This is a genomic window from Amycolatopsis sp. cmx-11-12 (assembly GCF_046269425.1).
Classification (GTDB): Bacteria; Actinomycetota; Actinomycetes; order Mycobacteriales; family Pseudonocardiaceae; genus Amycolatopsis.
In genome coordinates this window covers 19,679-32,492 of the sequence record NZ_JADNQM010000001.1, presented here as the reverse complement: position 1 = coordinate 32,492, position 12,814 = coordinate 19,679, and the positions used below count along the sequence as shown (strand labels likewise).

The following is a 12,814-nucleotide window of genomic DNA, read 5'->3' as shown; positions in this document are numbered from 1 at the left end:
GGCGGGTGGCGGGTGCCACCTCGGTGGTGGTGGTCACCTGGGTGACGAGGCTGGCCGGACTGCTGACCCTGGTCTCGGTGCTGGTCCCGGCCGGGCGGCGCACCCTGCGCGGTCACGTCGCCGAATGGCTGGAACTGCCGCACGAGGCCACGGTCGGCGCGGCGACGGTCGCGCTGGTGACCGGTGTCCTGCTGGTGCTGCTCGCCGCCGGCCTCAAACGGCGGAAGCGGCGGGCCTGGCAACTCGCTGTCGCCGCCGCCGTGCTGCTGACGGTGTCGCACCTCGGGCTGCGGCACGTCCTCGGCGCCGGTCTCGTGTCGCTCGCGCTGCTGATCGCCCTGATCGCGACGCGGCGCTACTTCATCGCGCTCCCCGATCCGGTGACCGGCCGATGGCGCGCGGTCCGGGTCTTCCTCCAGCTGACGGTCGCGGGCGTCGCGATCAACTTCGCGCTGTTGTCGTTCGCGCCCGTCGCCGTGAGTGTCGGCGACCGCCTGGTGCAGTCGATGCTGGCCCTGATCGGCGTGAGCGGTCCGGTGGTGTTTCCCGCGCTGTGGCTGGAGGACCTGTCGGCCGCGGTCGGCCTCCTGTTCGGCATCGGCGCCGTGCTGCTGGCGGCGTACTTTCTCCTTCGCTCGGCCGAACCCGCGCCCGAGCTGTCCGACGACGAGGTCGAACGGCTCAGGGCGCTACTGGACGAGCGTGACTCGCTGGGGTACTTCGCCCTGCGCCGGGACAAGTTCGTCGTCTTCTCGAAGTCGGGGAAGGCTGCCGTGACGTATCGCGTGATCGCCGGTGTCGCGCTGTGCTCGGCGGACCCCCTCGGTGACCCGGAAGCGTGGCCAGGCGCGATCGAGGAGTACCTGGACGTCTGCCGCCGGTACGCGTGGACCCCGGCGACCATGGGCTGCTCGGAACTGGGTGCGACCGTCTGGGCACGCTTCGGCCTCGAAGTCCTGGAGATCGGCGACGAAGCCGTCGTCGACACGGAAACCTTCACCCTCGACGGCCGCGTCATGCGCGGTGTCCGCCAAGCCGTCTCCCGCACGAAACGAGCCGGCTACACCGTCCGCGTCCGCAAAGCCGAAGACCTGACCGCCGCGGAACTCGACGAACTCCGCACCCTGGCCGCCACCTGGCGCGGCACAAACACCGAACGCGGCTTCTCGATGGCGCTCGGCCGGATGGGCGACCCGGGCTCGGTCCTGGTGACCGCCGAGCACGAGGGTCGCGTTCGCGGCCTGCTTCAGTTCGTCCCCTGGGGCGAGAAGGGCCTCTCGATGGACGTCATGCGCCGCGACCGGACCGCCGACAACGGCGTCAACGAGCTGATGATCTCCGACTTGCTCCTGACGACCCCCGCACAGCACGTCTCCCTGAACTTCGCCGCCTTCCGCGCCGTCCTGGAACAAGGCCAACGCATCGGCGCCGGCCCCGTCGCCCGCCTGTCCGCCCGGACACTGCGATTCTTCTCACGCTGGATCCAGATCGAGACCCTCTACCGCTTCAACGCGAAGTTCCAGCCCCGCTGGGTCCCGCGCTACCTGGCGTACCCCGCGGCCCGCGACCTACCCCGCGTCGGCATCGCCGTCTTCGAAGCCGAAGGCCTCGGCGGACGCTCTCCGCTGCTGCTCAGAGCGTTGCAACGGATCTAAGGGGGGTCCCTTTCGCGAGGGTCCGCGGGGTGTGTAACCTATCTGGGCAGTGGTCGTTCGACCTGGGAGGCTTCGCCTAGTCTGGTCTATGGCGCCGCACTGCTAATGCGGTTGGGGGTAACCCCCCCTCCCGGGTTCAAATCCCGGAGCCTCCGCTGGCCCCTGTTTCGGCAGGTGCTAGATTGATAACTGAACAAGCGCCCGTAGCTCAGCTGGATAGAGCATCTGACTACGGATCAGAAGGTCAGGGGTTCGAATCCCTTCGGGCGCACGTCTGGTTGAGACAGCACTAAGGCCCTCCCGTCCGCGGGAGGGCCTTTTTGTCTGTCCTTTGTGGACGGTTACTTGCTGGACTGCGCGGCCTTACGGTGGAGTTCGGCTGCCCTGGCGCGGAAGTGGCGTTTAAGCGCCGCTCGATTGAGCCCTCGGGTCTTTGCGGCGTGGCAGTTGGGGCACAGCGCGATCATGACCTCCGGGTAGTCAAGTCCCTTAAGCGCGAGGTCGTCGACGTGGTCCACTTCGAGGATCGCTTCGCCACTGGGTGTGGTGTCAGGAGGCATTCCTGTGCAGCTGTCGTTTTCGCACCAGCCGTCCGCGCGGATAAGCACCGCGTCGCGCACGCGGCGGCTGCGAGGGTACACGTTGCGTGTTCTTTTAGTTGGCTCGTTCTTAGTGCTGCCAGTGTCCGGTGTCTCGCCGATGCCCTGAAGGTAATCCTGGTACGTCTTCCGCCGGTCATTTTTAGTAGCGCCCTGCGCCGGTGGTGTGGGCGGAGGAGTGTCTTCGATCTTCTTGTCATCGATCAGGTCATCCACGTGAGGCGGCCATGTGTCTAGCTCGGGACCCGGGACCGCCATCATCTGGAACGTGTACTCGAGACGCAGCTTCTTGTTGTCGTCTAGTGACCACACCTGTGCTCGGCTGAGAACCGCAACCCACATGGCGAACTTGAAGGTGCCACCGGCGGGCCGGTACCAGTACCGCACCGCTCGGCGCTCTCGGCGAGCCCTATCGAGTCTCTTATTGCCTTTGATGGTCAGCAGTTGATTGCCATACCTGCCCTCGCCGCGGTACTCGAACGGCTTGAGTGGATTTGGCGGTTCGTCGGCGTATGGCCCTTCCTCATCTGAGAAGGCGTTGACGACTTCATCGCGAGGGAATCGGATGATCCCAGCAACTTTGTCGCCGCCATAGGCGTCGTAAACGGCAGTTCGGCTGGGGTACTCATCACCCAGGTTGGGTGGCCACAACTTGGCCGTCGTGGTGATCATGAATCCGAGCCGCTCGAGGAGACGTGCGGTGTCTGCGGAATTCTTGCCAAACTTGGAGGCAGGAAGGGTGCCGCGGTCGGGGTGCTGAACTCCGTAAGCAACACCGGCGACGTTCTTGGCGTGGTAGTGCTTGCCGTCAACCTCGAGGACGTAGTCGCGAGCGGGGCCAAACCCGGGCACGGATGTCTCGAGATCGATGACATCGCACTGCTGCACCGCATCGATCACCGCGTCACGACTCGTGAGCTCCTGCAGCGACATCAAGACCCCCTATTCGAACGTATGTCCGAATGTAGCGCATAGGCTTGCGGCTGTGGAACTCTGTCGCCGCGCGCGCAAGCGTGTCGACCATTCGTGGAGGCGTTCGCTGCCGAGGCGTCTGGGTAGAAATACTCAATCAGGCGTAAGTACAACGCTCTGACCTGCTGCTTTCTCCTGAATCTTGGTGCTCAAGTTGTTGAATCAGCCTGCTCCGCTCCCGTAGTGTGACCACTTGACTACCAGGGCAGGGGAGGGCTCATGGCTGGCTATGACGTGGTGATCGGGAAGATCAGAGGGACCGGCCAAGCGGCGGCGCGGGTCGCGGACGGGCTGCGTGGGGCGAAGTGCTCAGCGACGGTGCCGGCAGGGGACGCCGGTATGCCGGGAGCGCGGTGCGTGGGCAAGCTCGCCACGGTCAAGCAGACACTGCAAGACCGTGAGCAGGAATACGAGCGGCGTCTTGATGCACATGCGTCGAACATGGCGAAGGCTGCCGATCTCTACAGCAGTCGCGAGGATGCCGCGAAGGCGGATCTGTCTGTCCCCGTTCAGCCCACGGGTGGGCGGAAGCCGGTCTGATGGTCACTTGGGCTGAGGTCACTCGATGGGATTCCGCACCCCTGCAAAGCGCGGTCGGTGAGGTCAACGCGGCGTACAACAAGGTCATTGCCTGTTCGGATGACCTGCGCGGTATCAACACGGCCGATGGCTGGCATGGCACTGCGGCTGGCGCCGCCGCGACCGAGGTCAACCAGGTCATCGACGACCTGGAAGAGTACGCCGCCGAGGTCGCCTCGTTGCGCCGTAGCGCGGGCGACGTCGGGGACGCGATCGGCGGTGTCATGAGCGGCGTCAAGGAAGTCGAGGGGCTTGCTCGCGCGCACCACTTCACCATCGGTGGTGACGGGGGGATCGTCGACAACGGGCCGCCGCCGGATACTCCTGAGGATCAGAAGAAGGCCGTCGCCCGCGAACGGGCGACGATCGCGGCGGAGCTGCGCGATCGTGTCTCGGAGGTCCTTAAGAGCGCCACCGATATCGATGACGACTTCTGTCTCGTGCTCGATCGGATCGTGTCCGGACAGACCATCGACGCGACGGGCAATGACAACGAGAACACGTCGTTGGCTGCGGCCGGTAACTCCGGTGCAGCCATGGGGTCGCTCAGCATTCCGGCGCCGCCGCCCGAGGGAGCGACCGCGACACAGAACGCCGCCTACTGGGCGACCCTGAGCGAAGCACAGCGAACGCGGCTGGCGATGGATCGGCCGGAACTCGTCGGACCACGAGACGGCTTCTCCGCAAAGCAACGCGATATCGCCAACCGCGAGCTGATCGGCCGCGAACGATCGCGTCTCCAATCTGAGCGCGACGAGCTGCAAAAGAAGATCAACGAGTTCCCGCGAACCGGCGGCGGAGGTATCAAACTCAATGACCAGCGCGAGTTCGACGCCTTGAACGCCCAGCTCGGCGAGCTGGACAAGAAGATCAAGGGTGTCGACAATCTTGACGCCATGATCAAGCAAGACCCGGCGACCCCTGAGAATCAGAAGTACTACTTACTGGGTATCGACGGTCACGATGATGGCAAAGCCATCTTGGCGAAGGGAAATCCGGACACTGCGGCACATGTAGCGTCCTATGTCCCTGGAACAACGGCTGACCTCGCCACCTTTAGCGACGAGGCCGCCCGAGGTGACAGGATGCACCTGGCCGCGACGCGAGCAGGCGCCGACTCTGCTTCGGTCATCACTTGGCTGGGATACGACGCGCCTGACACTCTCTTGAACGCTGGCAGTGTGAGTTATGCGGACGATGGCAAGCAGGCGTTCGACAACTTCCAGGACGGTTTGCGTGAGAGTCACACGGGAGCCCCTTCGCATAACACGGCCATTGGCCATAGCTACGGTACTACGCTCGTTGGGCACGCGGCACGAGATGGTGGTCTCGCCGTCAACGACATGGTCTTCGTGGCGAGCCCCGGTGTCGGCGTCGGCTATGCGCACCAACTGAATATCGCGCCCGACCATGTGTACTCGACGACGGCTGAGAAGGACGTCATCAACGTCACCAACTTCCCCCGTATGCCAGGCGGAGAAGGAATGTCCATCGACCCACTCGGACCCAACCCCGTGGACCCCCAATTCGGGGGCAAGACTTTCGAATCCAATCGTGGAACCACAGTCGGTGGACCAGTCGAGTTGCCGAGCGTTGAAGCTCATGGAGAATACTGGGAACGGACCAGTCCGTCTCTGCGCGGAATGGGAAGTATTATTGCAGGTCAGCAGCCATGAGGTTCGGGAAGTTGATGAATGTTGGTGCGAGAAAAGCCATCGTCGTGACAGCAATCGCGACCCTATTATTGGCGGCCTGCGGAGTGGACTCCCCAGGCGAAGGAGGGAACGTGGAGTCAACAATCACTCTTGCAGACGCTGCTCGCAAGGTAGACGTTTATGCTGAGCAAGCCAGGCAAGCCTTGGGGGCTGACGTCAAGTTCATCAACCCGTACAAGGATTACGACTTTCCATGCTCTAATGCTGATGGTAGCCCATCGAAGAACCGGCGTGAGGCGACCGTCGACTATCGGCTTGAGGGGGTCGCTTCTGACCAAATCCCGGTCTTTTTTCAGAAGATTCGTGTTCACTGGGAAAAAACTGGATTCGCGATTACCGACGATGACAAGAAGGGGTCCTTTTTGGCGGCAAAGAACAATGTGGATGGTTTCAAGATGGGAATGCAGGCTAACCATCTGAATGAGATCTCCCTCAGTGTTTCGTCGCCCTGCGTCTGGCGTAACGGCACACCAGAGCCGAACAGCTAACGTCGACGCGCAAGAGCCCCACTCGCGGGCAACGACAGTGATATCGTCGACGTACGCACCAGCACTGGTGGGCCCGCGCAGGACCTTCTCAGCCTTGCTGTCCGAGGCGCCGAGCACGAACACCTGCCGACCGAGAATTCAGCCGGACGGCGCGTCCGCGTGTAGGGGACGTGGTCGGCGACCGCATCGAACAGGGTCGGGTCTTGAAGTGGCGCGAACACGTTGCGCGCGACCGAGTCGCGGGCGCGCCCGACAACGACGAGTTGCCCGCCGCGGGGCGCGTGCGCTACGTAGATCAACCGGCGCAAAAGACTCGCGATGGTCTTGCCTGACCGGATGCGCCCGACCAGATATTCACCCGGGCACGCGACTCGCGCATCGACTCGGCTTGCGCTGATGACAACGGGAGGTTTGACGCGAGCATCCCCCCGCAACTGTCGGTGTTCGATCATGTAATGACGGGCGGCTGTCTGGTGATGCGCCTGCTGTGGAAACTACGAACGGAGTCGTGATGTTTAGGGACCGTGATGGCAACGACCTTAAGATCGGTGACTCGGTAACGGTCGAACGATCTAGTCGACGCCGGTTTGTCGAGGGCAGTCACGGAACGGTCGAGAAGTTCGGTACGAAACTCGTCCACGTGAGACTGACTCGCGCGAGGATGGACCTCGACGACGGCGTTGTGTGTGGCTTTGAACCCGACGAGTTGCGGAAGGGGCATCACGGACGCCCGCGGCATCCCGAGGGGACAGGAGGAGAGATGCGTGAGGCAATGCTCAAATTCCGAAACGAGTCGTTCGACGCGTTGATCACGAAGGCTGTAGAGCGCGGCGTGATCACACCTGACCAGGGAGAAGCTATGAAGCCGCTTTACGGCGAGGTGCTCTGACCCTCTCGGTACTGCCCGGTGCCAGCACTAGTTAGGCCTTTGACGGTGGGTTGGATTCCGAGCGCGACGGCGAGCCCGCCGAGCATCGACCGGAAGCCCTCTGCGCCGGTGTCGACCTGCTCGAGCTTGGCCGCGGCGTCGGCGCCGGCACGTGGTCGGGCACCTTGGACTCAACGCCGTTGATCGTGGTCACGGTGAACGTGTATCGGTCGACCTTGAGGCGGCCGAGGATGAGCTCGGCGCGGCCGTAGAGCCGTCCGACGATGTCGGTGAGGCGGGCGCGGTTGTCGACCTGGCCAGGCGTGCGTTGCGGCGGCAGTGGCCGAACTGTCGAAGGACAGGCCGAGCGCGCGGGCGATGCCGGTCACCGTGGACGGCGAGCGGTTGATCTCCCGGGCGATGTCGTTGCGGGTTCTCCTCCAGCGTGCAGCTCGCGGACGCGATCCCGGTCGGCGGTGGTGAGAGGTTGCCAGGGGAGATGTCCCCTCGTGCAGCGCTTTGAACAGGAGGGCTTCTTGGTACTGCCAGGACGTACTTGTATGGCTAGTTGGCATGTCCCCCCCGAAGCCCGGCCATCTTGCTTCAAGGCACGATCGCCGATTTCGATGTAGACACTGGCGCGCTGCGTCTGGCGTAGCGGGACGTGGCCGAGAGTAATCGGCGGTCTACTTAGCATTCCAGCGAGCATGCCTTCCATTCTCAATCAGGGTGCTCCACGCTGAGTCTGTGTCGTCAGGTGAGTCGAAGCTACCGACGATCTGCAGCCGTTCGGGCTCGTCGGCGACCACCCAAAATGGAAAATGTGGCTCGTAAACTGATTTGGCGACGGCTTTGAACCAAATCAAGGGACGCTTCTCCTGCCAAGCGCGGCGAAGCGCAACGTTCGCAAAGAGACCAGGTTCAGTTCCTCGATACTTATATCGAACTAGACCGTCTTTGCCTACTTCATCTTCATAAGGCCGCTTCTTTTGTGGTGATGTGTAAGTGGTCCTAATTGAAAGTGCTACATCAAGCTGCCGTGGCTTCCAGATACCCTGTTGATCAAGAAGTGGAAAGTCTTGACCGTTGAAAGTGAAACCTTTGATCTTCCGAGAAGGGAGGTTACGCCCTTCGGTCCTAATTAAGTCGGTAAGCCAGCTGAACGCATTCCAGCGAAGCTGGGTATCGAAGTCAAAATTCTCAATATTAGGGGGGAGTGTCAGTGGATCGGGGAGCTCATCCGTATCGAAAGCGAGCTGAACTCGCTTTGTAACGGCTGGCGTCGCACGCGCTAGAGCTGCAGTGCTAGGTGACGCCCCGAGGTGATCGAGGTGCACTGCAGAACGCAGCGCTGCTACTACTCCCGGTGTGAAGTAGTTGTCAAACAGAACGTCAGCCGCTTTGAAGATGACCCATGGCTCGTCAAGAAGGTCAACGACCTCAGGTCGAAGGGTGCCGCGCACACTATGCTTCCGAAGCCATGATCCTGAGCGTGACGGGCTGTTGGCGACTTGAGTATGACCGTCCGCCTCCACAGTCCAGAGGGTGCGCTCCAGGTGTACGAAGGGCATCGCCGCGCGGTCGGTTCGCTGCAAGGCGCCTCCGCCGAAACGCTCGATTAGCCCTCCTACGGGGCCTTCTGCGACGTCGTAGGCGACCGCTGTGGAACGTTCGTTGAGGTATCGGCCCAGGAGCCAGAGCAGCAGGAGTGGTTTGTGTGGCATCCGTTGGCCACCCGCCTCGGCGACGCGAAGGTGCCGAAGCTGCTCATACAGGCCGTCCTCGTCCAAAACTCCACCCCTCCGTGTGACGTGCGTACTGAGTGTAGCTGTGCGAAGGCTGCGTACGCCTGCTTCGTGCACCCGCGCATGTCAAGTTTTCAGAGAGTAAACTTGGTTGTGCGGAGGCGTGTGGCGGTGAGGCTCGGCGCTCGAGGTGGTCGGTACCGTCAGCTCTCATGACTGAGCCGTCGAAGTTGAAGCCTGCTGAGCTACTTGAGTACGGCATGGCGGGTGTTGATCTCGATTCCCCTAGCGGTACGAAATTTTTTCGCCTCGAGTACTTGCTCGCATCTGTGGCAGGGGTCAAGTCAACGAAGGTCGCAGCTATTCAGGTAAGCAATGCTGCAGAATTGGGTGCCCAGCTGGAGCATTCTAATAGGGTAGCAAATACTGATCTTGCGATTGTTATAACAGATTCAATCGAAAATGATCTGATGGTCGAGGCGTTGCGTGACTATCTGGGGTTGGGAGTGTCGCGAACCGTCTTGGTTATCGGTAAGCATGGTAGAGCTTGGAGCGTTCAATGGATTGGCTATCAAGGGGATAGTAAGTCGGCGATGGCGGAAGGGCTTGCCCGTCGCTTTGGGGTGGCGGTGGATAAGGTCAAGACGTCGGCTAATTTCCGTCGAAAAGTACCCGACCATCCACTTGTTATTGATGACCGTGTGCGTCGTATGCTGCGCCTTTCAGTGAAATCTCGCCAGGCTGTCATGCTTGTTGGCCCGCCTGGGACAGGCAAAACTCAGTTGGTCGCCGAGATTACCGACGAGATCGCCAAGGATCCGCAATCGTACGGGATGACGACGATTCATGACCCGTTGTTCGTGACGCCAGATGAATCCTGGACTACTCGTGAGCTTGTTGGCGGCGACACTATTGATGACCAGAGTAAGATTCGCTTCAGTCCGGGACATGTTCTGGAAGCTATTGAACAAGACCGTTGGTTAGTTCTCGACGAGGCGAATCGCGCGGATCTCGATCGTATTTTTGCTGGTCTCCTGACCTGGTTGTCCGGGCAAGCGGTAATTGTGGGTCGTGCCAGCGCAGATCCGCGGTCAAGTCCAATTATTCTAGATTGGAGTACAAAACCTTACAGTGAAGTTGTGGGCCGCGATCGACTGCGTGGCAAGTATGTTTCACCTGAGCCGATAATTTACAAAGCTGGTAGAGATTGGCGTATGCTAGGCACCTATAATGCCGTCGATGCTCAGCGCGTTTTTCGATTTGGGCAGGCGCTAGGTCGACGATTTGGACACGTGCCTGTCGGAGCTCCGGACAGTGTGTCCTTCTCTGTTGCACTGCGATCCCGAATCGCCAAGTCTAAATGGCCGCTTGGCGAAGAAGATGCAGCTCGCATACATGATATCCTCGGGATAATCTATTCGGCGCATTCTGAGTACTTGGATCCCATGGGCCCGGCGGCACTTCTTTCCATTCCAGACTATGTATCTGCTGGTCTTCAAGAGGCGTCTGGAGCAGAAATACCTCAATTGATAGCTGAGGCCTACTTGGCGGGTATGGGATCATGGCTTGCTCTTTATGATCGAGACGACAGGATGGAAGATGTTGCTGCCGCAGTTGGTTCGGAGGACGCCTTGGGGGGTGAATGGGAGTGGCTTCGGATTCAGCTAAAGACTCTTCGGTAGAGAGCGTTTTGTCCTTGCCTTGGGAAGGTATGCGCAAGCTATTTCATAGTTGGTCCGGGAAGGGGCAGCTCTTTTCAGGTCTGTCAGCGGTCCTAAGTGACGATGGTTACGAATGGACGGCAGACGATATAGCAAAGAGGGCTCATCTGGTGTTGTTTGAGCAATGTCGCAGGAATATGATGCAGCTCCCAGTTAGGTTAACGGACTGGTGGAACCTCATGCCAGTGGCTTCTGAAGCTGAGACTGTTGTAGGTAGATCGCTGCGCGGCGCAGTAAATTGGTCTAAAACGCGGCGGCAAGGATGGCCTCCGGTCGAATTTACTGGACGTGTTCGCCGAAGGAGTCCTGACGATGAACTATTGGGCTGCTTTCGCTGGACCGTCGACCGATTGCTGCTCGTGTATCTTGATGCCAAGAAGTCGCGTTCTGCGGTGGGAGACGGATTATCTCCCCAGCTGGATACTTTGAAAAAGCTGGCGCATAGTGCGGAACTAAAGGCTGTTGAGCCAGTATTTCCGGATCTTGCAACTCTTGATTCTTTGAGGCGTCTTGGGTCTACATGGCGGGCCGTGGCCGATCTTGCTGAAAGGTTGAGGAGGGAGGATGCAGGGGACCTTTGGAGGCTTGCGATTGAGCAGCTTGCTCCAGACGATACTATCGCTTGGCGCCTATTTCATCTCGGAATTCTGGGTACTGTTCTGGGAGTTCTAGAGGAGTTGGGGTGTCGGACTGTAAGTCGACGCCCTCTTGCTGGTCGTTCTCGCGGCCCGGCTTACCGGGTGGAAATTCCAGGTGCTTCGTCATGGGATTTGTGGTTTGAGGCTGGGGATGTTTGGAGTTCGCGAGATATTGTGGAACCTTATGTGCTGGCGACAGGCGGACTGGCGCGGCGGGGGCGTACCAAAGGTGCAGATCTTTTCTTGGTCGACCATGAAGGTCGATACGGGTTAATAATTGAATGTAAGTACACTGCTGATGGCGACTACTTGCGGCGAGGATATGAGCAAGCGCTCACCTATTTACTTGAAGCAAGAACAGAGTTCATCGATAAAGGTGAAGCCTTCGTGGTAGCGCCTATTGAGGCTGCTCCGAATGTAGGTGTCGGGCGCACTCTTGCAGGGCCGCTGACATTCTGTTCACCGGAACACCTCAGGAGCCTACTGGTTGATGCTTTGGGTTCTGTACTTCCTGGTGGGGGTGGGTAGGACGTAGGATCTAGGTGCTTTTTGTCTCCCTGAACACGCTGTCCAGCGCCTGTCGGATCAACCCCGCCAGGTCACCCTCCCCGTCCGTCTCAGCCCAGCGGATCAGCGCCACATGCGCCGCTCCCAGGCAAGCCATAGCCGTAGCTCGCACCCGAAACTCCTCCTCGGGCTCCGGAGAAGACCCGCAAAGGGCCAGGACGATCGCATCGGTCGTCGCGTACTGGCTGTCCAGATGCCGCGCCCGCAGCGACGGCACCGAGATCATCAGCCGCAGCCGCGCCAGTAGAAACGCCTTCTCCGACAGAGACCCGGAAGCGGCGGTCTCCTCAAGCGCGCGCCCGATCCGCGAAGGCAAAGGACCAGCAGGCTGAGCGGCAACAGCGGAAGCGGTCAGCGGGTCGTATTCGTCGTAGAGGACCAGGTCCTCCTTCGTCGGGAAGTGCCGGTACACCGTCATCGCCGAGACGCCGGCGGCCGCGGCGACGTCGTTGACGGTGGTCGCGTCGTAGCCGACGTCGCTGAAGAGGCGGATCGCGTGAGTCTGGATAGCGAGCCGGGTTTCGGCGCGCTGGCGGTCGCGGAGGTTCACGTGGTAGACACTATCAAAGTGTTAGTCACTAACATCTGGGGTGCGTATGAAGACTGCATTGGTGACGGGAAGCTCGCGCGGGATCGGGGCGGCGATCGCGCGGAGGCTTGAGAGAGACGGCGTCAACGTCCTGAGGCACGACAGCGATCAAGCGGACCTGGCACAGATGGAGGGTGTCGACAAAGCCCTGGAAGGCATCGAAGCGCTCGACATCCTGGTCAACAACGCGGCCGCGCCACCGGCGGGGCCGATCGAGACGGACACGCCCGAGAGCTTCGATCACCTGATGGCGGTCAACGTCCGTGCCCCGTACTTCCTCATCCAACGAGCACCGATCAACGACGGCGGCCGCATCATCAACGTGTCCTCGGTCGCCACCAGGATGGCCAACCCGGCGCAGACGTCCTTCGCGATGACCAAGGGCGCGCTCGAGACGATGAGCCGCACGCTCGCCCAGCAACTCGGCCCGCGCGGGATCACGGTCAACGTCGTGGCGCCTGGCGCCACGAAGACCCCGGACAACCGAGAGATCTTCACGCCGGAGCTGGAGGCCGCGATCGCGAGCCTCACCGCACACCAAAGGCTCGGTACCGCGGACGACATAGCGGACGTCGTGGCCTTCCTCGCCTCCGACGACGCGCGTTGGGTGACCGGGCAGGTCCTCGACGCGAGCGGCGGGTTGTTCCTCGGCCCGCGGACCTGAGGGGGTTCAATGGG

Annotated in this window: 12 protein-coding genes and 2 tRNA genes; 11 read left to right on the top strand and 3 right to left on the bottom strand. The window is 61.0% G+C overall.

Annotated elements, in window-relative coordinates:
- Positions 1-5: 5 nt before the first annotated feature.
- From ACLARN_RS00190 to ACLARN_RS00180, 3 genes are all read left to right on the top strand, one after another.
- A complete protein-coding gene (locus ACLARN_RS00190) occupies positions 6-1,655 on the top strand; it encodes a phosphatidylglycerol lysyltransferase domain-containing protein (protein WP_409489622.1) in 1,650 nt (549 codons plus the stop codon).
- 65 nt (positions 1,656-1,720) lie between these two features.
- Positions 1,721-1,810, top strand: a tRNA-Ser gene (locus ACLARN_RS00185).
- 42 nt (positions 1,811-1,852) lie between these two features.
- Positions 1,853-1,926, top strand: a tRNA-Arg gene (locus tag ACLARN_RS00180).
- Between the two features lie 70 nt (positions 1,927-1,996).
- On the opposite strand, the gene ACLARN_RS00175 is transcribed toward ACLARN_RS00180, so the two are convergent.
- Positions 1,997-3,187, bottom strand: a complete 1,191-nt coding sequence (locus tag ACLARN_RS00175) for a hypothetical protein (RefSeq protein WP_409489245.1) — start codon at positions 3,185-3,187, stop codon at positions 1,997-1,999.
- 258 nt (positions 3,188-3,445) lie between these two features.
- On the opposite strand from ACLARN_RS00175, the gene ACLARN_RS00170 reads away from it, so the two are divergent.
- The 5 genes from ACLARN_RS00170 to ACLARN_RS00150 all read left to right on the top strand — a co-directional run bounded on the left by ACLARN_RS00170 (position 3,446) and on the right by ACLARN_RS00150 (position 7,148).
- Positions 3,446-3,766, top strand: coding sequence for a hypothetical protein (locus ACLARN_RS00170; protein WP_409489244.1), 321 nt, complete (start codon positions 3,446-3,448; stop codon positions 3,764-3,766).
- Positions 3,766-5,481 (top strand): alpha/beta hydrolase, encoded by a 1,716-nt coding sequence (locus ACLARN_RS00165; RefSeq protein WP_409489243.1) that lies wholly within the window; start codon positions 3,766-3,768, stop codon positions 5,479-5,481. The genes ACLARN_RS00170 and ACLARN_RS00165 overlap by 1 nt, the downstream gene beginning before the upstream one ends.
- Positions 5,478-6,008 (top strand): hypothetical protein, encoded by a 531-nt coding sequence (locus ACLARN_RS00160; RefSeq protein ID WP_409489242.1) that lies wholly within the window; start codon positions 5,478-5,480, stop codon positions 6,006-6,008. Before ACLARN_RS00165 ends, ACLARN_RS00160 begins: the two co-directional genes overlap by 4 nt.
- A 511-nt stretch (positions 6,009-6,519) precedes the next feature.
- Positions 6,520-6,897 (top strand): hypothetical protein, encoded by a 378-nt coding sequence (locus ACLARN_RS00155; protein ID WP_409489241.1) that lies wholly within the window; start codon positions 6,520-6,522, stop codon positions 6,895-6,897.
- Positions 6,898-6,947: 50 nt separating this feature from the next.
- The gene (locus ACLARN_RS00150; protein ID WP_409489240.1) at positions 6,948-7,148 is read left to right on the top strand and encodes a hypothetical protein; all 201 of its coding nucleotides are present in this window, start codon (positions 6,948-6,950) and stop codon (positions 7,146-7,148) included.
- Positions 7,149-7,562: 414 nt separating this feature from the next.
- On the opposite strand, the gene ACLARN_RS00145 is transcribed toward ACLARN_RS00150, so the two are convergent.
- Entirely contained in the window at positions 7,563-8,666 is a 1,104-nt protein-coding gene (locus tag ACLARN_RS00145; protein WP_409489239.1) for a hypothetical protein, read from the bottom strand.
- A gap of 167 nt (positions 8,667-8,833) precedes the next feature.
- Here ACLARN_RS00145 and ACLARN_RS00140 point away from each other — a divergent pair, with 167 nt between their 5' ends.
- Both ACLARN_RS00140 and ACLARN_RS00135 read left to right on the top strand, forming a co-directional pair.
- Entirely contained in the window at positions 8,834-10,303 is a 1,470-nt protein-coding gene (locus ACLARN_RS00140) for an AAA family ATPase (protein ID WP_409489238.1), read from the top strand.
- A gap of 389 nt (positions 10,304-10,692) precedes the next feature.
- The gene (locus tag ACLARN_RS00135) at positions 10,693-11,508 is read left to right on the top strand and encodes a hypothetical protein (RefSeq protein ID WP_409489237.1); all 816 of its coding nucleotides are present in this window, start codon (positions 10,693-10,695) and stop codon (positions 11,506-11,508) included.
- Between the two features lie 10 nt (positions 11,509-11,518).
- Here the strand turns inward: ACLARN_RS00135 and ACLARN_RS00130 are convergent, their stop codons facing one another.
- Positions 11,519-12,097, bottom strand: a complete 579-nt coding sequence (locus tag ACLARN_RS00130; RefSeq protein WP_409489236.1) for a TetR/AcrR family transcriptional regulator — start codon at positions 12,095-12,097, stop codon at positions 11,519-11,521.
- 46 nt (positions 12,098-12,143) lie between these two features.
- On the opposite strand from ACLARN_RS00130, the gene ACLARN_RS00125 reads away from it, so the two are divergent.
- The gene (locus tag ACLARN_RS00125; protein WP_409489235.1) at positions 12,144-12,800 is read left to right on the top strand and encodes an SDR family oxidoreductase; all 657 of its coding nucleotides are present in this window, start codon (positions 12,144-12,146) and stop codon (positions 12,798-12,800) included.
- The last annotated feature ends 14 nt before the right edge of the window (positions 12,801-12,814 follow it).